23 protein-coding genes are annotated in these 21,015 nt (G+C 68.6%); 20 read left to right on the top strand and 3 right to left on the bottom strand.

The window, feature by feature from the left end:
• Positions 1 to 4 precede the first annotated feature (4 nt).
• The 5 genes from AB0K73_RS08885 to AB0K73_RS08865 all read left to right on the top strand — a co-directional run bounded on the left by AB0K73_RS08885 (position 5) and on the right by AB0K73_RS08865 (position 7,078).
• On the top strand, positions 5 to 4,990 hold the full coding sequence (locus AB0K73_RS08885; protein WP_360516459.1) for a polymorphic toxin type 15 domain-containing protein: 4,986 nt from the start codon (positions 5 to 7) through the stop codon (positions 4,988 to 4,990).
• 10 nt (positions 4,991 to 5,000) lie between these two features.
• Positions 5,001 to 5,285 carry a hypothetical protein gene (locus AB0K73_RS08880; RefSeq protein WP_360516462.1) on the top strand — a complete coding sequence of 95 codons (285 nt, stop codon included), beginning with the start codon at positions 5,001 to 5,003 and terminating at the stop codon, positions 5,283 to 5,285.
• Between the two features lie 68 nt (positions 5,286 to 5,353).
• Positions 5,354 to 5,725 carry a hypothetical protein gene (locus tag AB0K73_RS08875; RefSeq protein WP_360516465.1) on the top strand — a complete coding sequence of 124 codons (372 nt, stop codon included), beginning with the start codon at positions 5,354 to 5,356 and terminating at the stop codon, positions 5,723 to 5,725.
• Positions 5,726 to 5,867: 142 nt separating this feature from the next.
• On the top strand, positions 5,868 to 6,740 hold the full coding sequence (locus AB0K73_RS08870) for a T6SS immunity protein Tdi1 domain-containing protein (RefSeq protein WP_360516468.1): 873 nt from the start codon (positions 5,868 to 5,870) through the stop codon (positions 6,738 to 6,740).
• Positions 6,740 to 7,078, top strand: coding sequence for a hypothetical protein (locus AB0K73_RS08865; RefSeq protein WP_360516471.1), 339 nt, complete (start codon positions 6,740 to 6,742; stop codon positions 7,076 to 7,078). Before AB0K73_RS08870 ends, AB0K73_RS08865 begins: the two co-directional genes overlap by 1 nt.
• A gap of 36 nt (positions 7,079 to 7,114) precedes the next feature.
• Here AB0K73_RS08865 and AB0K73_RS08860 read toward each other — a convergent pair whose 3' ends face one another.
• On the bottom strand, positions 7,115 to 7,750 hold the full coding sequence (locus AB0K73_RS08860) for a hypothetical protein (protein WP_360516474.1): 636 nt from the start codon (positions 7,748 to 7,750) through the stop codon (positions 7,115 to 7,117).
• Positions 7,747 to 8,478, bottom strand: coding sequence for a hypothetical protein (locus AB0K73_RS08855; protein ID WP_360516477.1), 732 nt, complete (start codon positions 8,476 to 8,478; stop codon positions 7,747 to 7,749). Before AB0K73_RS08855 ends, AB0K73_RS08860 begins: the two co-directional genes overlap by 4 nt.
• Positions 8,479 to 8,581: 103 nt before the next feature.
• Between AB0K73_RS08855 and AB0K73_RS08850 the strand changes: the two genes are divergently transcribed.
• The 7 genes from AB0K73_RS08850 (at position 8,582) to AB0K73_RS08820 (ending at position 15,773) form a co-directional block, all read left to right on the top strand.
• Positions 8,582 to 9,055, top strand: coding sequence for a DUF6121 family protein (locus AB0K73_RS08850; protein WP_360516480.1), 474 nt, complete (start codon positions 8,582 to 8,584; stop codon positions 9,053 to 9,055).
• An 87-nt stretch (positions 9,056 to 9,142) separates the two neighbouring features.
• On the top strand, positions 9,143 to 9,790 hold the full coding sequence (locus tag AB0K73_RS08845) for a spermidine/putrescine ABC transporter substrate-binding protein (protein WP_360516483.1): 648 nt from the start codon (positions 9,143 to 9,145) through the stop codon (positions 9,788 to 9,790).
• A gap of 324 nt (positions 9,791 to 10,114) precedes the next feature.
• Positions 10,115 to 10,489 (top strand): 30S ribosomal protein S12, encoded by a 375-nt coding sequence (rpsL, locus tag AB0K73_RS08840; RefSeq protein WP_022889720.1) that lies wholly within the window; start codon positions 10,115 to 10,117, stop codon positions 10,487 to 10,489.
• Positions 10,489 to 10,959, top strand: a complete 471-nt coding sequence (gene rpsG / locus AB0K73_RS08835) for a 30S ribosomal protein S7 (protein ID WP_360516487.1) — start codon at positions 10,489 to 10,491, stop codon at positions 10,957 to 10,959. Before rpsL ends, rpsG begins: the two co-directional genes overlap by 1 nt.
• An 82-nt stretch (positions 10,960 to 11,041) precedes the next feature.
• Positions 11,042 to 13,156, top strand: a complete 2,115-nt coding sequence (gene fusA, locus AB0K73_RS08830) for an elongation factor G (protein WP_360516490.1) — start codon at positions 11,042 to 11,044, stop codon at positions 13,154 to 13,156.
• A gap of 112 nt (positions 13,157 to 13,268) precedes the next feature.
• The gene (gene tuf, locus AB0K73_RS08825; RefSeq protein WP_360516493.1) at positions 13,269 to 14,462 is read left to right on the top strand and encodes an elongation factor Tu; all 1,194 of its coding nucleotides are present in this window, start codon (positions 13,269 to 13,271) and stop codon (positions 14,460 to 14,462) included.
• Between the two features lie 183 nt (positions 14,463 to 14,645).
• Positions 14,646 to 15,773: an acyltransferase gene (locus AB0K73_RS08820; protein WP_360516497.1), complete on the top strand. Its 1,128-nt coding sequence runs from the start codon at positions 14,646 to 14,648 to the stop codon at positions 15,771 to 15,773.
• Position 15,774: 1 nt separating this feature from the next.
• Here the strand turns inward: AB0K73_RS08820 and AB0K73_RS08815 are convergent, their stop codons facing one another.
• The gene (locus AB0K73_RS08815; RefSeq protein ID WP_360516500.1) at positions 15,775 to 16,266 is read right to left on the bottom strand and encodes an OsmC family protein; all 492 of its coding nucleotides are present in this window, start codon (positions 16,264 to 16,266) and stop codon (positions 15,775 to 15,777) included.
• 496 nt (positions 16,267 to 16,762) lie between these two features.
• On the opposite strand from AB0K73_RS08815, the gene rpsJ reads away from it, so the two are divergent.
• The 8 genes from rpsJ to rpsC are packed head-to-tail and all read left to right on the top strand — an operon-like array spanning position 16,763 to position 21,015.
• Positions 16,763 to 17,071, top strand: coding sequence for a 30S ribosomal protein S10 (gene rpsJ / locus AB0K73_RS08810; RefSeq protein ID WP_017201594.1), 309 nt, complete (start codon positions 16,763 to 16,765; stop codon positions 17,069 to 17,071).
• A 7-nt stretch (positions 17,072 to 17,078) separates the two neighbouring features.
• Positions 17,079 to 17,735, top strand: coding sequence for a 50S ribosomal protein L3 (rplC, locus tag AB0K73_RS08805; protein WP_360516503.1), 657 nt, complete (start codon positions 17,079 to 17,081; stop codon positions 17,733 to 17,735).
• A gap of 3 nt (positions 17,736 to 17,738) precedes the next feature.
• Positions 17,739 to 18,416, top strand: a complete 678-nt coding sequence (rplD, locus tag AB0K73_RS08800) for a 50S ribosomal protein L4 (RefSeq protein ID WP_360516506.1) — start codon at positions 17,739 to 17,741, stop codon at positions 18,414 to 18,416.
• A complete protein-coding gene (rplW, locus tag AB0K73_RS08795) occupies positions 18,413 to 18,718 on the top strand; it encodes a 50S ribosomal protein L23 (protein ID WP_360516509.1) in 306 nt (101 codons plus the stop codon). The genes rplD and rplW overlap by 4 nt, the downstream gene beginning before the upstream one ends.
• A gap of 19 nt (positions 18,719 to 18,737) precedes the next feature.
• Positions 18,738 to 19,577, top strand: coding sequence for a 50S ribosomal protein L2 (gene rplB, locus AB0K73_RS08790; protein WP_360516512.1), 840 nt, complete (start codon positions 18,738 to 18,740; stop codon positions 19,575 to 19,577).
• A gap of 12 nt (positions 19,578 to 19,589) precedes the next feature.
• Positions 19,590 to 19,871, top strand: a complete 282-nt coding sequence (gene rpsS, locus AB0K73_RS08785; RefSeq protein WP_188744080.1) for a 30S ribosomal protein S19 — start codon at positions 19,590 to 19,592, stop codon at positions 19,869 to 19,871.
• Positions 19,872 to 19,897: 26 nt separating this feature from the next.
• On the top strand, positions 19,898 to 20,263 hold the full coding sequence (rplV, locus tag AB0K73_RS08780; protein ID WP_360516515.1) for a 50S ribosomal protein L22: 366 nt from the start codon (positions 19,898 to 19,900) through the stop codon (positions 20,261 to 20,263).
• A complete protein-coding gene (gene rpsC / locus AB0K73_RS08775) occupies positions 20,263 to 21,015 on the top strand; it encodes a 30S ribosomal protein S3 (RefSeq protein ID WP_360516518.1) in 753 nt (250 codons plus the stop codon). Before rplV ends, rpsC begins: the two co-directional genes overlap by 1 nt.

The following is a 21,015-nucleotide window of genomic DNA, read 5'->3' as shown; positions in this document are numbered from 1 at the left end:
ACAGATGGCGCACGTGAAGCTGGATCCGGCACGCCTGGTCCAAGACGGAGACGACCTTTTCAGCATCGCTCGAACGCTCGACAGTGCGGTGACGACGCTCGTCGATCGACTGGGCAACAGCGGGGGCATGGCCGGCGACGACAACGCCGCAGAGGAGTTCTGCCAGGGCAGTGACGGCTACGACGCGCTGGCGGGCCCCACCATCAGCGCGGTGACGTCCTTCGGCAACGCGCTCCGCATCGTCGATGCTGCGCTCTCGAACACCGCCCGCGCCTACGATGGCGCCCAGAAGCCCGGCGCAGGCCTCGACCCCGCCACGGCATCGCCCGCCGAGGCCACGGCGACCATCGACGAGGGCAAGGCCTCGGTGCCCAGCGCCCTCGGTGCCGGCTGGCCCGGGCCGCTCGGCGAGTTCCAGGAGCTCATCGAGTGGGGGCTCGCCCAGATCGGGGTCGTGATCCCCACCGGGGACGAGGACAAGCTGCAGGCGGCATCCGACGCGTGGGGCAGCTTCGGCGACAGTATCCAGAGCGCGAAGTCCCGCGTGTCGAGCAGCATGCCGAACGTCGCGGCGATGACCCTTCCGCAGCAGGGCCGGATGCTCTCGTGCCGCACCAGCCTCTCCGAGGGCCTCGATCGCATGCGCGAGAGCGCCGACGCCATGCAGCAGTGGATCGCCGACTTCCGGAGCCAGCTCCGGCAGATGCGGGAGGAGCTCGGCTGGTTCCTGAAGCAGATGGCGATCGAGATCGCCGCCGAGCTCGCGATCGGCGGACTCCTGACCGTCGTCACCGCCGGCCTCGGTGCACTCGCGACCGCCGCAAAGGTCGGCACGACCGTCATCCGCTGGTGCATGAAGATCGCCAAGCTCATCGACCGGCTCAAGGACTTCCTCAAGGGCATCCGCGGGTTGAAGGGCGCGCTCGTGCGCGGCGGTCTCCGCGCGGGCAAGGAGGGTCTCCAGGCGGGCCTCGCCAGCGCCATCGCGTCCGCGAGTGTCAACAAGATGCGCGAGGGTGAGGAGGGCTACGAGCGTCAGGACGTGGGCACCGCCTTCCTCTCCGCATTCGCGGGGGGTGCGGCCTCCTCTCCCGCATCGCGGTTCCTGGGCGGCAGCGGCGGACCGGGTCTTCGGGCCGGCACGCGGGAGGTCGCCGGGGGAACGGGTGCAGGAGCCATCGACGGCCTCGTGAGTTCGGGCGTGGAGTCGGGTCTGTCCGGCAACGAGTTCAACCCCATCTCCGGCATGGTGCTCGGCGCGCTGCTGGGCGGTGGCCTGACGGCCGGTGCCCGAGGCATCAACGCCGTGCGCCCCGGCGGCAACGGAACAGCCACGGTCGACCCCAGTGGCGCGGGCGTCACCACGCCCGACGGCCCGACGCCGGCCGGCGCCGACGGCGGCACATCGAACCCGGGTGGTGTCGCCCCGGTCGACGTCTCGAACGACGGGCCGACGCCCGGCGCGGGCGACACCGGCACCAGCACGATCGACGGCGGGAATGCCGTCGACGTTCCCAGCGGGTCGCCGGATGCTTCTGCGCCGGCCGGTCCCGACGGATCGTCGCCGTCCGCGCCCGAGGCGTCGGCATCCTCCGCCCCCGAAGCGTCGACTCCGGATGCTTCTGCGCCGGCCGGTTCCGACGGATCGTCGCCGTCCGCGCCCGAGGCGTCGGCGCCGGCGTCGTCGACTCCGGATGCTTCTGCGCCGGCCGGTTCCGACGGATCGTCGTCATCCCCGCCCGACGTCTCGGCCCCGGCGGCGCCGGAGGCATCCGCCCCGGCGGCGCCGGAGGCATCCGCCCCGGCGGCGCCGGAGGCATCCGCTCCCGCATCGCCCGAGGCGAGCTCGCCGGCGGCAGAGACCGCCCCCGACTTTGCGCCCGTCGAGGCATCAGCGACGTCGCAGCACGACGCTCCGGTCGCGGCGGCGTCCGGCTCCGCTGCCTCGGCGACTCAATCCGCCCACTCGACTCCGGCTGCTGCGGCCGAGGGTGACGCCCCTGCCGCCGACGCCGCTGCCGCCGACGCGCCTGCCGCCGACGCGCCGGAGGCCGACCCGGCCGAAGCTGGAGCGGCGACGCCCGACGCGTCCGACGCGTCCGATGCCGATGATGCCGGTGAACTCGCGCCGGAGGAGGCGGCGGCCGCCGCCGGTGGCGCCGCCGCCGTCGCCGGTGCCGCCGCACTGCTCACCAAGCCGACCCTCCCGGGGGCGCAGACACCGACGGGCTCGACGCCCGAAGCGTCCACGTCACCCCAGGCCGCGACGCCTGATGGCACCGCACCCGGATCCGGGACGCCCGGGGCGAAGCCGGATGGCACGAGCCAGAGCGGCACCGACAACGGCACGACGGACGGCGGCAAGCCAGACACGCCCGAGAACAACCACACCGATCGCACGATCGACCAGATCGACCACGCGCTCGGCGAGATCAATCCGAACTACGATCCGTCGGACCCGCAGAACGGCTACGCGACCAACTGCGGCAACACCTCGTCGATCCTCAACGACTTCCTCAACGGGCAGCCGTCGGCCGAGGCCCCGACCGGCACGCTCGACGTTCCCGAGATGGAGGCGCGCACCGGCAACCCGCAGACCCCGATGACACCCGCGCAGATCGACGCATCGCTCCGGGCGATGGGTCCCGGTTCGCACTGCGTGGTCGGCATCGACCGGTCCACGGGCGATGGCCACTGGTTCAACGCCTACTTCGACGGCACGACCGTCTGGTCGCTCGACGCCCAGACCGGTACCCGCTCCCCGTGGCCTCCGAACGAGCCGCACGCGACGAACTGGGACGCCTCGATCCGGCCCGAGCATGTCGTGGACTCCGACGGATCGACGTCGGGCGTCACGAATGCGCCGCCGTCGGCGGCGCAATCGGGAGTCGCACCCACCGCTGCTACGCACGAGGCATCCGCCCCCGACGGCGACCGCTTCGCGAACACGAGGTTCGAGGGGCAGGCGACGGTCTCACCCGATCACGCCTCCGACGGCTCGAAGGGCGCGGGAACGACGTACAACGGATATGCCATCCCCGAGCGCACCCCCGAGATTCGGAACCAGCTCGACGAGCTCGCGGCGCGACCCGACTCGCCGATCGTTCGCAATGAGGACGGCTCGTACTCGTTGAAGGACCCGATCGAGGTCGACGCGTTCGACATGTCGAACCCCGAACACGACTGGGACGAGTTCCAGCGCCAGGTCGGCCTGCAACAGCAGGGGCTCAACCAGCTCACGATCGCCGAATGGCGTCACAACGTCGATTTCTACGAGCAGCAGAACCGCGTCGCGAAGAGCGAACAGGCCGCTGGCAACCATGCGCTCGCCGATGCCGGCGTTCAGATGAAGGGCCAGGCCGTGCTGCACGGGCCCGATCAGGTCGCGGGCGGCCGGGCCGACCGATACGACGGAGCCGGCTCGCTGCGCGTCAACAGCTCGTTGGGCAGCCAGTGGCAGCACCGTATCGACGATCTTCGCCAGGATGTCGCAGGTGCGATGGCGTCCGTCGATCCGAAGCTGCGCCCCCACGTCAAGCTGAACGTGCATCTCGGTGCGACGAACTCGGTCGACGGCAGCCCGGCCGCCACGCAGGCGAAGTTGGCCTCGGCGCAACCGGTCACGAGCGGCACTCCGGCACCTGCGCCGCGGGCCGGGGCGCTCGAGCCGTCGGCGACCGGCACGTCCGGTGATCCCGCATCGGATGCCCCTGACGTCGGCGTCCCCGTGGATGCGTCTGACGGCGCGGCACCCTCGGTCGAGCCCGAAGGCTCAGAGCCGTCGGCGGACACGGATCCGTCCGAGCCGTCCGAATCATCCTCACCCGAGTCGGAATCGACGCGGGAGGAGCTTGCAGCGGCCGACCCCGTGCCCGCCACGGTGCACCACCCGATCCTCGATGCCGACTTCCCGCACCTCCAGGTCGAGGAGACTCGGGTCGCATCGGTCGAAACGGTCAACGTGCAGGGTGCGAGAACCGACAGGCTCCGGTTCCTGTTCAACTGCCACCACGTCGTCAATGCGTTGGAACTGCGCTTCCGCGGGTACGACGTGATTGCGGCTCCGACGATCCAGGGTCTCTTCACCGATCCAGAGACCGGCGCAACCAGGCTCCACGGAGAGGGCCGCATCCCGACGCAGATCGCCGCGGACTGGGTTCAGACCGACGGCTCGCGCCGTGACTTCGAGGATCTGGGTGTCGAAGTCGACGGCTCTGCGATGACGGCGCTGGCGACCCTGACGGAGTCCTGGCCCATCGGTGGTCGCGGATTCATCGGCGGGTTCTGGAAGACCGGTGGCGGACACGTCTACACGGTGGTCAAGGAGGCCGACGGGATCAGGTTCTATGACGGGCAGGTCGCAAAGACGGACGTGTCGTCATACCTCGACAACATGCTCTACAACGACGCGAAACAGCCGTGGGCGACGATCAAGGTGCTCAGGGTGGATGACCTCGTACCGACCTCCGAAGTGCTCAAGACGTCTCGGCCGCACACCGCCGCGGAGCTGCAGCTGCTGAAGGACTGGGAGGCAAGCTCGCGTATGCCCAAGGAGATCTTCGACCGGGAAGTCGCGGCGAATGCCCGGTGGCGGGAACGCAATGATGAATTGATCGCCGAGATGGATGAGACGCTCGCAGATCCCACTGCAAGCCCGGCGGACAGGAAACGTGCCTGGGGTGAACGCCGCTACCTCCAGATGCAGAACCGTGAGCTGATCGAGGGCTTGCACAAGCTTGTGGAGTCGTTCGAATCCACGGCCCCACCGCCTGGCCCGATCCTTGGACAGCCGTCCACGACCCCGCCGCCTGGCCCGATTCTCGGGGAGGCATCAGCAACACCCCTGCGACCCCCCACCCCACCGGAGGACCGTGACGAAGGGGAGCCCGAGTCACTTACTCCTCCGGGCGCTCTCACTGGCCTCTCGGCAGCGATCGACGTGACCGCGGCGGCCGCGAACGCGAGTGGCATCGGCGGGACTTCGGAATGAGACTGGAGCCATGATGACGATTCACGACGCGAGACGCGCGCTCGAACGGCACTTCGCCGAGCATCCGCCGGCCATCGCGGGCGAGCTGTACATCTCCGAGTGGTACGAGGACGACTCCGACTACCTGCCGGTGTGGGGTGCCCGCGAGTTCCTGGTCGAGGGCCAGGAGGCGTTCGGCCGATGGGACAACCTCGTGATCTTCATCGACAAGCAGACCGGCGCGGTCCGTGAGGATGTGCACACCCTGAACCTCGAGAAGATCCGGGAGATGACGCCGGTCGCGGTGCCCGATTGACCTCTGCGGACCGAGAGGTTCGCCGAGGCCTGCTCGGAGCGCGCTCTGCCCAGTGGAAGGACGTTGCCATGTTCGATGCGTCGACCCGCAAGTTCATCGACGACGCGCACGCGTTGTCGCCCGAGTCGCTCGCGGCCGCTTTCGACCGTGCGGTCGCACTTCGTCGAGCGGGTGGCAAGGAGGCGAGCGGCGCGACGAGGCCGTCGGCTGCGGAGAACTCCGAGCTCGAACATGCTGTGCGCAGCGCATTGCTGCCGAGAGCCGACGAGCTCAACGCCGTTCGTGACGGCCTGCACGCCGATGCCAAGAGCGCCATGGTGATCGCGGCTCGCGCCATCCTGAAGATGGAACAGTTGACCGACGAGCAATACGACGTGCTCGTCCGGCCCTTCGTCGAGGTCGGGGTCGACGTTCCGCCCCATCGAGACGCGGGTCGATGAGTGCATGGGGAGGCCTCCCCATATCGCCCGGCTGCACCGTCGATAGACTTCCGCGGGGTGGCACGGCCATCCAGTCCTGGCGACGTCGGTTCGGGGCATCCGCCGACGTAGTGACACCGCCGCACCTCTCAGAAAGGCACGCATGACGACCTTCCGGAGCTTCGATCTCGTCGCGCCGATCGCCGAGGAGACGATCGCGCAGTACGCCGCGCAGGTTCCCGCCGAGGTCGTGGAGCTGTGGCGCGCCCAGGGCGCGGGCTTCGTCGGTGACGACCGCTACTTCCGAGTCGTCGATCCGGCCCGGGCCGCACAGATGCTCCAGGGCGTATTCGGCCTGCCCGACGGGTCGACGGTGCTCTTCACCACGGCACTGGGGGACCTCGTGGTCCACGCCAACGGCCTCTATCTCGTCGTCAAGTCTCGCTGGGGTGCCATCGACGTCATCGAGGGCGCGACCTTCGACGAGCTCATCGCCCTCATCGACGACCCGGCTCAGCGCGACATCGCATGGGAATGGCAGCCGTACCCGGCCGCCCGGGATCGCGACGGCGCGCCCGACTTCGAGCAGTGCTTCGGCTATGTGCCGCTGCTCGCCCTCGGCGGCTCGCCCGACGCCTCGCACTTGCAGCTCTCCGGACTCTACGAGCACCTCGCCCTCATCGCGCAGCTCGCTGGCCAGCCCGAGGTCCGCCGGCACCTCCCCGTCGCGCCCGCCGACAGGACGCCCGGCGGAGCCGCCGGCGTCGACCTCGACCGGCTCGTCGAGGTCGGCCGTGAACTCTTCGCGAAGCTCACGGACGATCCGACGCTGAACATCATCGAGTTGCCCGACGCGCTCGGCGTCTGCCTGGTCCACGCGGTGCGCGGGGGCGGCAAGGTCTACGTCGCGCCCGACGAGACGGTGCTGTTCGTCGGTTCGGCCGTCGACTTCGACGCCGGGCTGGGCGCGTTCCGCGATGGCGTGCGCACGCCGCTCGAGAAGTTCGACATCGATCGCGGCGGGGCGACCAGCTGATGGCCGACACCCTCGAACAGCGGTGCGACCGGCTTCGCGACCCTGTCACCGAACTCGTCGGCGTCAGCATCGCCGCCACCCTGCGCCCGCAGGACCTTCCCGAGCTCGCACGTGCGATCGCTGCGGTGCGCGCCATCCTCGCCGATGACCCGTCGGGGATCCCGCCGGGCCCTTTCCTCGACTGGATGCCGACCGCCCTCCGCATCCTCGACCGCATGGAGGAGGCCGTGGACGCCGGCGACGCGGCGGCATCGTACGCCGCGCTCACCGACCGGACCGACGGGTTCATCCGACTCACCGACGGTTGCGCGGGCTTCCCAGGCTGGGCCAGGGTCTGACCGGTTCGGGCGGCCCATGGACTCCGGCGCCGCTCGTCAGCCCCGAATGAACGGGTCGAGGAACCCGTTGACGACCGTCTGGCCCGGGCGCGAGCCGTAGTGGTCGATCGTGAGGCGGCTCAGGGCGACGTATGCGTTGTCGCGCAGCGTGACGAGCGGGAGCGCCTGCCAGTCACGACCCGACCGCACCGCGATGCCGACGTAGGCGACCGCGTCGTCGCGGACCAACCAGACGCCGAGCACCACGTCGCCGTGCTTCGCGGTCGGCACCGGCAGGTAGACCCGGGGATCGCCGGTGCGGAACCGATCGAGCACCGTCGCTGCCTCGCGCGCCGGGAGCGCGAGATATGAACTCGCCTGCTGCTTCAGCGGCGCGCCGGTCTCGACGCGCTCCCACCGGTACGACCACGCGAACAACCAGGCGAGGCCCCCGATCACCGCGGCCGCACTCAGGATCACGGCGCCGGGTGCCACGAAGCCGCGCAGTCCGGAGCGGCGTCCCTCGAAGCCCGATGAGAGATCCGCGATCGCCTCGTAGAGCGTGACCGAAAGGACGAGCGCAAGGGCGCCGAGACCCAACGTCACCATCGCCGCCAAGACCTGCTGCCGCGAGCGGACCCGTCGCACCTCGTCGGCCGCGCCACGAAGTGGCTGCTCCTGGGGTTCGGTCACGTGCGGCTTCCCTTCTCCACAGGCCACTTGCGATCGATCATGGGGCCCTTCCAGTCGAAGTACGCGAACACTCGATCGAAGGCCCGGGCGGGGATGCCTCGGCGTTCCGCTTCGCGGACGAGCACCTGTGCCGCCTGATGCGCGGTCGCGTCGTCCACGACGGCATCGAGCATCAGGGGAACGAGACCGCGGCGGCATCCGTCGAACTCGTCGAAGAGCGTGACCCGGTCGGCACCACGTGCGCCGCCGAAGGCGTGACGAAGTCCGACGCCGTCGCGCACACCGACCTCGCACAGCAGCGTCGGGCTGCCCGCGCGCACGGTCGCTCGCGCCAGCGGCCCCGACAGGGGAAGGCGCTGGAGCCGGCCCGTGCGTTCGCGGTCGTCGAGCACGCCGACGAAGACCACCTGATCCCAGGCGATGAGCGGAGCGCCGGCGAGTCGGATGCCGACCTGGTCGACGCTGAGCGCGATGTCGTCCTCGCCGACGAGGAGGTTCAGCGCTCGCCGGCGGCGCGCGGTCAGCACGGCGACGACCGCACCTGCGACGAGGCCCAGCGAGGCGATCACGACGGTGAACCACCCCATGCCGGCCGAGACGGCCACGACGAGCCCGCCCGCGAGCAGTGCGGCGACGCCGAGGGCGACGGCCGACATGACGGCGTTCGCGCGGCGGCCGGCGTCGGTCTTCGTGTGGTCGAGCTTCGCCAGGTAGGGTGCGTCCGCCACAGTCCACCTCCGGGTCGTCAGGGCCCGGCGGGCCCGAGGGCTCCCACAGCCTATCCATTCGCCCCGGGCGGGGCGCATCCGCCGAGCGGCGTAGTCTCGGACCATGCAGGAGAACGCGCGCAGGGCCTGGCCGGTCGCCGGGTTCGCGACGGCCCTCTACCTCGCGCTCGTCGTGGCCGCCTACGGGTTCGTGAGCCTCCTCACCGACGCCGAGGTGATCTCGAGCGACGACGCCGGCCGCCTCGTCGGGCCCGCGATCGTCGGGGCATCCGCGCTCGCACTGCTCCTGCACCTGGGCCGCGCGCTGCGAACGCCCGGGCGGGTGCTCGGCCCGACGCTGCTCGCCGCCGCCTGGGCATGGGGCGCCGCCGTGCTCGTCGCGATCATCGGCTTCGCCATCGCCACTGGCACGGTGCTCGCGAGCCTCATCTTCGGCGTCGGGTTCGGCATCGGCTGGTTCGGCCTGCTCATCCCGGTGCTGGCGGCCATCGTCGCGTGGCTCGCGCTCCTCGTCGCCGGTGCGCAGTCGGGCGGCATCGATCGCCCCCGCTGGCCGTGGGAGCGCGACGAGGAGTGACACGATGCGCGGCCGTGCGGTCGGCGCGGCGCGCCAGTCGGCACCCGGGTCGACGGCCGTGGGCCGACCGGGCAGTATCGTGAACGCGTGGAGGGATCGATCGAGGCGCGCGTCAGCCACGAGGTCGACCGATGGCTGGGCTGGCTGCCGAGGTGGCGGCCGGGCACCCACCGCGCCCGCGTGCGGCTGTGCACCCGCTGCTTCGGCTCGCCGATCCTCGCCGCCGCCGGCCTCGACGTCGACGTGCCGCATCCGGTGCAGCACGCCTTCTCGATGCGCATGAAGGGCATCATCGACGTCGCCGTCGACGACTACACCGAACGCAACCTGCCGATGCTGCACACCGAGATCCGCCTCGCCGAGGAGCGCAAGGCCCGCCGCCCGTACCGCGCGGGCGAGGGGCTCGACCCCGAATTCCTGGGGCTCGACCTCGACCCCGAGCCCATGCCCGACCAACCGTTCCTCTTCACGCTGACGGGGCTCGAAGCGGATGCCGCGGCCGAGACGAACGAGCCGGCGCCGCGCCCGTTCACCTTCGAGGAGAAGGAGGCGCTGCGCGAGGAGGTGCGTCTCGCCGACGAGTTCGCCAAGCAACTCGGCCGGCGCATCTGCGTCGAGCTCGCCCGTCATCGGGATCGCATCGGGGAGGCCGTCGTGGCCTACGTCGAGCCGCAGGTGGAGGAACTCCTCGCCGACCTCGATCGCGAACTCGATTCGCCCGGCTGGTCGGGGTAGGTCTCGAGTCGCGCGACGGCTTCCGCCCTCGGAGAACACGGGTTCGCGGTATCCGTCGCCATTTGACCGCAAGGTTACGCGGCATTACTATTGATCGGGTGTGCGCGTTGACGCGCGCTTGAATCGTGCCTGCAGGTATTCATCCCGATGAGCCCCAGCATGCCACGTCTCGGGCTCGCAGCAGACGCACATTCGCAGGGCACCTGATCGGTCGCCCCCACGGCATACCCACCACGCAACGGGCGCTGCAGTTCTGCAGTGCCGGTGGGTCGTGATGTGAAATCCATCAACGCTGTCACCGTGCAGCACCAACAAGGAGAAGCAGTGCCAACCATTCAGCAGTTGGTCCGCAAGGGTCGCTCGCCCAAGGTCACGAAGACCAAGGCTCCCGCCCTGAAGGCCAACCCCCAGCAGCGCGGCGTGTGCACGCGTGTGTACACCACCACCCCGAAGAAGCCCAACTCGGCGCTCCGCAAGGTCGCCCGCGTGAAGCTCTCCAACGGCACCGAGGTCACGGCCTACATCCCCGGTGAGGGCCACAACCTCCAGGAGCACTCGATGGTGCTCGTGCGCGGCGGTCGTGTGAAGGACCTCCCCGGCGTGCGCTACAAGATCATCCGCGGCGCGCTCGACACGCAGGCCGTGAAGAACCGCAAGCAGGCCCGTAGCCGCTACGGCGCGAAGATGGAGAAGAAGTAATGCCTCGCAAGGGACCCGCTCCGAAGCGCCCCGTCGTCGCCGACCCGGTGTACAGCTCGCCGGTCGTCAGCCAGCTCGTCAACAAGATCCTGATCGACGGCAAGAAGGACCTCGCGCAGCGCATCGTCTACGAGGCGCTCGAGAACGTCGCCACGAAGTCCGGCCAGGACGCCGTCGCCACCCTGAAGAAGGCGCTCGACAACGTGCGCCCCACCCTCGAGGTGCGTTCGCGTCGCGTCGGCGGTTCGACCTACCAGGTCCCCGTCGAGGTCAAGCCGCACCGTGCCAACACCCTCGCCCTGCGCTGGCTCACGAGCTATGCGAAGGCGCGTCGCGAGAAGACGATGACCGAGCGACTCACCAACGAGATCCTCGACGCGTCGAACGGCCTCGGTGCCGCGGTCAAGCGCCGCGAGGACACCCACAAGATGGCCGAGTCGAACCGCGCGTTCGCCCACTACCGCTGGTAGTCGATGAGCGGATGTCGCGAGTCGACACTCGCGACATCCGCTCACTCCCCTTTTCGCTCCTGACTTCCCCGGAGGAACCCCCGTGGCACAAGACGTGCTCACCGACCTGAGCAAGGTCCGCAACATCGGCATCATGGCGCACATCGATGCCGGCAAGACCACCACCACCGAGCGCATCCTGTTCTACACGGGCGTGAACCACAAGATCGGCGAGACGCACGACGGCGCCTCGACGACCGACTGGATGGAGCAGGAGAAGGAGCGCGGCATCACGATCACGTCGGCCGCCGTGACCTGCTTCTGGAACAAGAACCAGATCAACATCATCGACACCCCGGGTCACGTCGACTTCACGGTCGAGGTCGAGCGCTCGCTCCGCGTGCTCGACGGCGCCGTCGCCGTCTTCGACGGCAAGGAGGGCGTCGAGCCCCAGTCCGAGACGGTCTGGCGCCAGGCCGACAAGTACAACGTGCCGCGCATCTGCTTCGTCAACAAGATGGACAAGCTCGGAGCCGACTTCTACTTCACCGTCGACACGATCATCAAGCGCCTCGGTGCGAAGCCGCTCGTGCTGCAGCTGCCGATCGGCTCGGAGAGCGAGTTCGTCGGCGTCGTGGACCTCATCGAGATGCGGGCCCTCGTGTGGCCCGGCGACGCCAAGGGCGACGTGACGATGGGCGCCAAGTACGAGGTGCAGGAGATCCCCGCCGACCTCCAGGAGAAGGCCGAGGAGTACCGCCACGCGTTGCTCGAGACCGTCGCCGAGACCGACGACGCGCTGCTCGAGAAGTACTTCGGCGGCGAGGAACTCACGGTCGACGAGATCAAGGGCGCGATCCGCAAGCTCACCGTCAACTCCGAGATCTACCCCGTGCTCTGCGGCTCCGCGTTCAAGAACCGTGGCGTCCAGCCGATGCTCGACGCCGTCATCGACTTCCTGCCGTCGCCGCTCGACGTGCCGGCCGTCGAGGGCCGCAACCCGCGCAACGAAGACGAGATCATCGAGCGTCACCCCGACGCCACCGACCCCTTCGCCGCGCTCGCGTTCAAGGTCGCGGTGCACCCGTTCTTCGGGCGCCTGACCTACATCCGCGTCTACTCGGGTCACCTCGACTCGGGCGGCCAGGTCATCAACTCGACCAAGGGCAAGAAGGAGCGCATCGGGAAGATCTTCCAGATGCACGCCAACAAGGAGAACCCGGTCGACTCGGTCACCGCGGGCAACATCTACGCGGTGATCGGCCTGAAGGACACCACGACGGGTGACACGCTGTGCGACCCCGACAAGCAGGTCGTGCTCGAGTCGATGACCTTCCCCGCTCCCGTGATCGAGGTCGCGATCGAGCCGAAGACGAAGGCCGACCAGGAGAAGCTCGGCACCGCGATCCAGAAGCTCGCCGAGGAGGACCCCACCTTCCGCACCGAGCTCAACCCCGAGACCGGCCAGACCGTCATCAAGGGCATGGGCGAGTTGCACCTCGACATCCTCGTCGACCGCATGAAGCGGGAGTTCAAGGTCGAGGCGAACGTCGGCAAGCCCCAGGTGGCCTACCGTGAGACGATCAAGCGCGCGGTCGAGAAGCACGACTACACCCACAAGAAGCAGACGGGCGGTTCGGGCCAGTTCGCGAAGATCCAGTTCGCGCTCGAGCCCCTCGAGATCACGGCCGACAAGACGTACGAGTTCGAGAACAAGGTCACTGGTGGCCGCGTTCCGCGCGAGTACATCCCCTCGGTCGACGCCGGATTCCAGGACGCCATGCAGTACGGCATCCTGGCCGGTTACCCGATGGTCGGCGTCAAGGGCATCCTGCTCGACGGCGCAGCCCACGACGTCGACTCCTCGGAGATGGCGTTCAAGATCGCCGGCTCGATGGGCTTCAAGGAGGCCGCTCGGAAGGCGAACCCGGTTCTGCTCGAGCCGCTCATGTCCGTCGAGGTGCGCACCCCTGAGGAGTACATGGGTGACGTCATCGGCGACCTGAACTCGCGTCGCGGTCAGATCCAGTCGATGGAGGACGCCGCCGGCGTGAAGGTCGTGCGGGCGCACGTCCCGCTCTCGGAGATGTTCGGCTACATCGGCGACCTGCGGTCGAAGACCTCGGGCCGTGCGGTGTACTCGATGGAATTCGAGAGCTACGCGGAGGTCCCGAAGGCTGTCGCCGACGAGATCGTCCAGAAGAACAAGGGCGAGTAGCCCTCCGACGCACGAGCCAACCGGTTCGCGTAACATATCAACACAACCCCGTAGCACACCGGTCGCAATCCAGCGCCCGGGGTTTCTACACGAGTCCTGAGGAGGACCCACAGTGGCTAAGGCCAAGTTCGAGCGGACCAAGCCGCACGTCAACATCGGTACGATCGGTCACGTCGACCACGGCAAGACGACGCTCACCGCGGCGATCTCGAAGGTCCTGGCAGACAAGTACCCGTCGGCCACCAACGTGAAGCGCGACTTCGCATCGATCGACTCGGCTCCCGAGGAGCGCCAGCGCGGCATCACGATCAACATCTCGCACGTCGAGTACGAGACGCCGAAGCGCCACTACGCGCACGTCGACGCCCCTGGTCACGCCGACTACATCAAGAACATGATCACCGGCGCTGCTCAGATGGACGGCGCGATCCTCGTGGTCGCGGCGACCGACGGCCCGATGGCCCAGACGCGTGAGCACGTGCTGCTCGCCAAGCAGGTCGGCGTGCCCTACCTGCTCGTCGCGCTGAACAAGGCCGACATGGTCGACGACGAGGAGATCCTGGAGCTCGTCGAGCTCGAGGTCCGCGAGCTCCTCTCGAGCCAGGGCTTCGACGGCGACAACGCGCCGGTCGTGCAGGTCTCGGGCCTCAAGGCGCTCGAGGGCGACGAGAAGTGGGTCCAGTCGGTCCTCGACCTCATGGACGCCGTCGACGAGTCGATCCCCGACCCCGTGCGTGACAAGGACAAGCCGTTCCTCATGCCGATCGAGGACGTGTTCACGATCACCGGTCGTGGCACGGTCGTCACGGGCCGCGCCGAGCGTGGCACGCTGAAGATCAACTCCGAGGTCGAGATCGTCGGCATCCGCCCGACGCAGAAGACCACGGTCACCGGTATCGAGATGTTCCACAAGCAGCTCGACGAGGCCTGGGCCGGCGAGAACTGCGGTCTCCTGCTCCGCGGCACCAAGCGCGAGGACGTCGAGCGCGGCCAGGTCGTCGTGGCCCCCGGCTCGGTCACCCCGCACACGAACTTCGAGGGCACCGCGTACATCCTCTCCAAGGAGGAGGGCGGGCGTCACAACCCGTTCTACGCGAACTACCGTCCGCAGTTCTACTTCCGCACCACCGACGTCACGGGCGTCATCACGCTGCCCGACGGCACCGAGATGGTCATGCCCGGCGACACCACCGACATGACGGTCGAGCTCATCCAGCCGATCGCCATGGAGGAGGGCCTCGGCTTCGCCATCCGTGAGGGTGGTCGCACCGTGGGCGCCGGCACGGTCACGAAGATCATCAAGTAGGACCCATCCGATCGCCGGATTCATCCGGTTCGGATACCGACAGGGGTCGGGCCTTCGTGGCCCGGCCCCTTCGTCGTCCCCGGATGTCTCGGCTCGGTCGTACCCGGGCATCGCCCCCGCGGATCCCGCAAAACTCCTGTCAAGTCCTGCCCTCGTTCGGGGGCGGTGCCTACCCTTGAGGGGATGTCCTCAGCTTCCGCGGTCGTTCAACGGTCCTCCGTCCGCCCGGAGATCCAGGCGTTGCGCGCCGTCGCCGTCGGATGCGTGCTCCTCTACCACTTCTGGCCGGCGGTCATGCCTGCGGGCTTCGTGGGCGTCGACGTCTTCTTCGTCGTCTCGGGGTTCCTGATCACGGGACTGCTCCTTCGTGACGCGGAACGCCACGATCGGGTCCGGCTGAAGGAGTTCTACGTCCGTCGCAGCCGCCGCATCCTTCCCGCGGCCATGGCGGTGCTCACCGCCTGCGCCGCGGCGACCCTCCTCTTCGTCCCACGACGCGAGTGGGGCCCGTTTCTGCAGCAGACCCTCTCGAGCGCGCTCTACGTCGAGAACTGGCACCTCGCCCGGGACTTGCAGATCCCGGCGCGTGCCGACCTCGCGTCGACGCCCGTGCAGCACTTCTGGTCGCTGTCGGTCGAGGAGCAGTTCTACCTCGTCTGGCCGCTCCTCATCATCCTCGCGCTGTGGCTCGCCGCCCGCTCCGGCCGGCGACGCACCGAGATGCTCGCCGCCGTGCTCGTCGTCACGACGGTGGCGTCCTTCGTGCACGGCAGTCTGTTGACGTTGCAGGACAACAACCTGGCCTACTTCTCGACCCTCGCCCGCGGCTGGGAGTTCGGCGTCGGCGGTCTCCTCGCCCTGCTGCCGCGCAGCGAGGGGGATCGGCTGCGCCGCACCCGGGCCGCGGCAGGGTGGGCGGGTCTTGCGGCGATCGCGTTCGCGGCGCTCGCCTTCACCGACGGGGACCGATTCCCCGGCACCATCGCGCTCCTGCCCGTGCTCGGCACGGCGGCGATCATCTGGGCGGGGATGCCCCGGGCGGCAATGTCGCTGGCACCGGTCGCCGGGTGGCGGCCCGTGCAGTGGTTCGGCGACATCTCCTACTCGCTCTACCTGTGGCACTGGCCGATCATCATGTTCACGCCGTACATCACCGGTCAGCCCACCCCGGCGATCGGGATGGTGCTGCTGCTCCTGCTGTCGATCGGCATCGCGGATGCCTCGAAGCGATGGATCGAGGATCCCTTCCGCCGTCCGGGGCAGGCGGCGACCTCCGAGGCGGGCGGACCGGGCGTCCGGATGCCGTTGTGACTCACACCACCTCGATGCCGTCGATGAGCATGTCGAGCTCGATGGCGCCCTCGACGCTGCGGGCCACGGTGCATCCGCGCCGGATCGCCTTGCCCATGAGGTCGATGAGCGTCGCCCGCTCATCGGGCTCGAGTTCCGAGAGGTCGACGAGGAGTTCCTCGTCGACGCGGCGGTAGCGGTTCTCGTCGCGATCCGACCTGCCGTGCGCCCAGACGGTCATCGCGAAGTCGTCGCCCAGGCGGCGAGCCGCCACCCGGTCGGCACTCATGCCGGCGCAGCCGATGAGCGCGAGCTTCAGCAGTTCACCGGGTGTGAAGCATCCGTCGACATCGGCCGGCCCGATGCGCACCGTCGTTCCGCGCTCGTTCAGGCCCTCGTAGGTGCGAGGACCTGTGCGGACGACCGAGACGCTGCCCGGGCCGATCCGCTCGCTGATGCGGTGCGCGGTCGGTGTCTGCGGCTCCTCGGGCATGGTCTCTCCTGTTGTCGTCACGCCTCGATTCCATCACGACGGATGCCGCAGCACGCCGAGGGCTGCGATATCGCCATGAGCGGGGCGAGCGCGACACGCCCGGGTTGCATGGATGCCCCGACTGTGGCAAACTCGATGAGTTCAACATTTCGAACGGCGTGCCTTGCTGCGTGCCGTTCGAATCACTGCCAGGCAGTGCATAGCCACCGGAAGCCCCCACCCAACGCGGTCGGGAGGCCCCACGGGTCAGGCTAGGCCGCGGGCAGCAGAACATACAACCGACCACCACTTCGAGCATGGGCGAACCATGCCCGTTTCGCGAGGGCGACACGCCCGAGCGCGGGGGTCGGTGAGGCTCTCGGGTCGAGCGTGCCGAGGCCACCGCGTCAGCGGGGTGGTTTCGACAGGCTCGATCACGGCCTTTGACAGAAGAACAGTGGTGCTTCACACGGAGTAGCTACGCGGCGTCCGATGCCCTCGGAAGGGGTAAGACGCCTTGACAGAGAGAGAGCTCGAGATGGCGGGACAGAAGATCCGCATTCGACTGAAGTCGTATGACCACGAGGTCATCGACACCTCGGCGCGCAAGATCGTCGACACGGTGACCCGCGCGGGCGCCACGGTCGTCGGCCCCGTGCCGCTTCCGACCGAGAAGAACGTGGTGTGCGTCATCCGCTCGCCCCACAAGTACAAGGACAGCCGCGAGCACTTCGAGATGCGCACCCACAAGCGTCTGATCGACATCGTGGACCCGACGCCCAAGGCCGTCGACTCGCTCATGCGTCTCGACCTCCCCGCCGACGTCAACATCGAGATCAAGCTCTGAGGTAACCATGTCCACCGCTACCAAGAACGTGAAGGGTCTGCTCGGCACCAAGCTCGGCATGACCCAGGTGTGGGACGAGAACAACAAGCTCGTCCCCGTCACCGTCATCGAGATCGCGCCGAACGTCGTGACCCAGCTGCGCACCCCCGAGAAGGACGGCTACCAGGCCGTGCAGATCGCGGCGGGCGCCATCGACCCGCGCAAGGTCAACCAGCCCGCGTCCGGCCACTTCAAGGCTGCCGGAGTCACCCCGCGTCGTCACCTCGCCGAGGTCCGCACGGCGGATGCCGCGAGCTACACGCTCGGCCAGGAGCTCACCGTCGACGGCACCTTCGAGGCCGGTCAGCTGGTCGATGTCGTCGGCACCTCGAAGGGCAAGGGCTTCGCCGGTGTCATGAAGCGCCACAACTTCAAGGGCGTCTCCGCCTCGCACGGTTCCCACCGCAACCACCGCAAGCCCGGTTCGATCGGTGCCTCGTCGACCCCCAGCCGTGTCTTCAAGGGCATGCGCATGGCCGGTCGCATGGGTGGCGAGCGCGTGACCGTGCTGAACCTCCGCGTGCACGCCGTCGACGCCGACAAGGGCCTCCTGCTCGTCAAGGGCGCGGTTCCCGGCGCGCGCGGCCGCCTCGTTTTCGTCCGCAACGCAGTGAAGGGGGCGTAGTCCATGGCTACCGCGACCAACACCATCGACACTCTCGACGCCACCGGCAAGAAGTCGGGCACGATCGAGCTCCCCGCCGAGCTCTTCGACGTGCAGACCAACGTGCCGCTGATCCACCAGGTCGTCGTCGCCCAGCTCGCCGCCGCGCGTCAGGGCACCCACAAGACCAAGACCCGCGGTGAGGTCTCCGGCGCCGGCCGCAAGCCCTTCAAGCAGAAGGGCACGGGCCGTGCCCGCCAGGGCTCGATCCGCGCGCCGCAGATGACCGGTGGTGGCATCGTGCACGGCCCGCAGCCGCGCGACTACTCGCAGCGCACCCCCAAGAAGATGATCGCCGCAGCCCTGCTCGGCGCGCTCTCAGACCGCGCCCGCGGCGCCCGCATCCACGCGATCGAGTCGTTCGTGAACGGCGACGTCGCGAAGACGAAGGACGCCGTCGCGCTCCTCGCGGCCGTCGCGCCGTCGAAGCACCAGCTCGTCGTGCTCACGCGCGACGACGAGCTCTCGGCGCGAGCGGTGCGCAACATCCCGACCGTGCACGTGCTGCCGGTCGACCAGCTGAACGCCTACGACGTGCTCGTCTCCGACGACATCGTCTTCAGCACGGCCGCGCTCGAGGCGTTCATCGCCTCGAAGGCGCCCAAGGCCGACAGCACCGCGAAGGAAGAGGTTTCCGCATGAGCTCCGCCGTCCACAACAAGGACCCGCGCGACATCATCATCGCGCCCGTCGTCTCGGAGAAGAGCTACGGCCTGATCGACGAGGGCAAGTACACGTTCACCGTGGACCCCCGCTCGAACAAGACCGAGATCAAGCTCGCGATCGAGAAGATCTTCAACGTCGAGGTGGCGTCCATCAACACCCTGAACCGCCAGGGCAAGACGCGTCGCACCCGCTTCGGGATCGGCAAGCGCAAGGACACCAAGCGCGCGATCGTCACCCTCAAGTCCGGCTCGATCGACATCTTCACGGCTGTCGGCTAGGGAGCACAGGTAACTCACTATGGCTATTCGCAAGTACAAGCCCACGACCCCGGGCCGCCGCGGTTCGTCGGTCGCCGACTTCGCTGAGATCACGCGCTCGACGCCCGAGAAGTCGCTGCTCCGCCCGCTGTCGAAGACCGGTGGCCGCAACAACCAGGGCCGCATCACGACGCGTCACATCGGTGGTGGCCACAAGCGCCAGTACCGCGTGATCGACTTCCGTCGCAACGACAAGGACGGCGTGCCCGCCAAGGTCGCGCACATCGAGTACGACCCGAACCGCACGGCGCGCATCGCGCTGCTCCACTTCGCGGACGGTACCAAGCGCTACATCCTGGCGCCGAACAAGCTGCAGCAGGGCGACCCGATCGAGTCGGGCCCCGGCGCCGACATCAAGCCGGGCAACAACCTGCCGCTGCGCAACATCCCCACCGGTACCGTGGTGCACGCCATCGAGCTCCGCCCCGGCGGCGGCGCGAAGCTGGCCCGATCGGCCGGTGCGTCCGTCCGCCTCGTGGCGAAGGACGGCCCCTACGCACAGCTCCGCCTCCCCTCGGGCGAGATCCGCAACGTCGACGCGCGCTGCCGCGCGACCGTCGGCGAGGTCGGCAACGCCGAGCAGTCGAACATCAACTGGGGCAAGGCCGGCCGCAAGCGCTGGAAGGGCGTTCGCCCGACCGTGCGCGGTGTCGCGATGAACCCGGTCGACCACCCGCACGGTGGTGGCGAGGGCAAGACGTCCGGTGGTCGCCACCCCGTCAGCCCGTGGGGACAGTCCGAAGGCCGTACCCGCCGTCCCAACCGGGAAAGCGACAAGCTCATCGTTCGCCGACGCACCGTCGGCAAGAAGCGCAAGTAGGAGTTGTAGAAGATGCCGCGCAGTCTCAAGAAGGGCCCCTTCGTCGATGACCACCTGCTTCGCAAGGTCGTCACGCAGAACGAGTCCGGTTCCAAGAACGTCATCAAGACCTGGTCGCGTCGATCGATGATCGTCCCCGCGATGCTGGGTCACACGATCGCCGTGCACGACGGTCGCAAGCACATCCCGGTGTTCGTCACCGAGACCATGGTGGGTCACAAGCTCGGAGAGTTCGCCCCCACCCGCACCTTCCGTGGACACGTGAAGGACGACAAGAAGGGCCGTCGCCGCTGACGCGGTGGCGTGAAGGAGGAGAAGAAATGGTGGAGTCGATCGCACGCGTGCGACACATCCGCGTCACCCCCATGAAGGCTCGTCGCGTCGTCAACCTGATCCGCGGCAAGCAGGCACAGGAGGCGCTCGCCATCCTGAAGTTCGCGCCGCAGGGCGCGAGCGAGCCGGTGTACAAGCTCGTCGCCTCGGCCATCGCGAACGCTCGCGTCAAGGCCGATGCCGCGAACACCTACCTGGACGAGCAGGACCTGTACATCGCTCGCGCGTTCGTCGACGAGGGCACCACCCTCAAGCGATTCCGACCGCGTGCGCAGGGTCGTGCCTTCCGCATCAACAAGCGAACGAGCCACATCACCGTCGTGCTCGCCACGCCCGAGGAGGGTACGAAGTAATGGGTCAGAAGGTCAACCCGTACGGCTTCCGTCTCGGCATCACCACCGACCACGTGTCGCGGTGGTTCTCCGACTCGACGAAGCCCGGACAGCGCTACTCCGACTACCTCGCTGAGGATGTCAAGATCCGTCGCCTGCTCCAGACGTCGCTCGACCGCGCGGGAGTCTCGCGTATCGAGATCGAGCGCACCCGCGACCGCGTCCGCGTGGACATCCACACGGCGCGTCCCGGCATCGTGATCGGCCGCCGCGGCGCCGAGGCCGAGCGCATCCGTGCCGACCTCGAGAAGCTCAGCGGCAAGCAGATCCAGCTCAACATCCTCGAGGTGAAGAACCCCGAGGCCGACGCCCAGCTCGTCGCCCAGGGCATCGCCGAGCAGCTCTCCGCCCGCGTGGCCTTCCGCCGCGCGATGCGCAAGGGCCTGCAGGGCGCCCAGCGCGCCGGCGCCAAGGGCGTCCGCATCCAGGTCTCCGGCCGCCTCGGCGGCGCCGAGATGAGTCGTTCCGAGTTCTACCGCGAAGGCCGCGTGCCCCTGCACACCCTTCGCGCGAACATCGACTACGGCTTCTACGAGGCGAAGACCACCTTCGGCCGCATCGGCGTGAAGGTCTGGATCTACAAGGGTGACATCACCAACAAGGAGCTCGCCCGCGAGCAGGCTTCGCAGAAGCCCTCGCGCGGCGACCGCAATGACCGCCCCCGTCGTGCGCCTCGGGCGCAGGAGCCGGTGGCAGCAGGAGTTGAGGCATAA

The organism is Agromyces sp. NPDC052230 (assembly GCF_040679595.1).
In the GTDB taxonomy this organism is placed as follows: domain Bacteria; phylum Actinomycetota; class Actinomycetes; order Actinomycetales; family Microbacteriaceae; genus Agromyces.
Note: the sequence above shows the minus strand (reverse complement) of the source record. Positions and strands in the feature narration are given on the sequence as shown.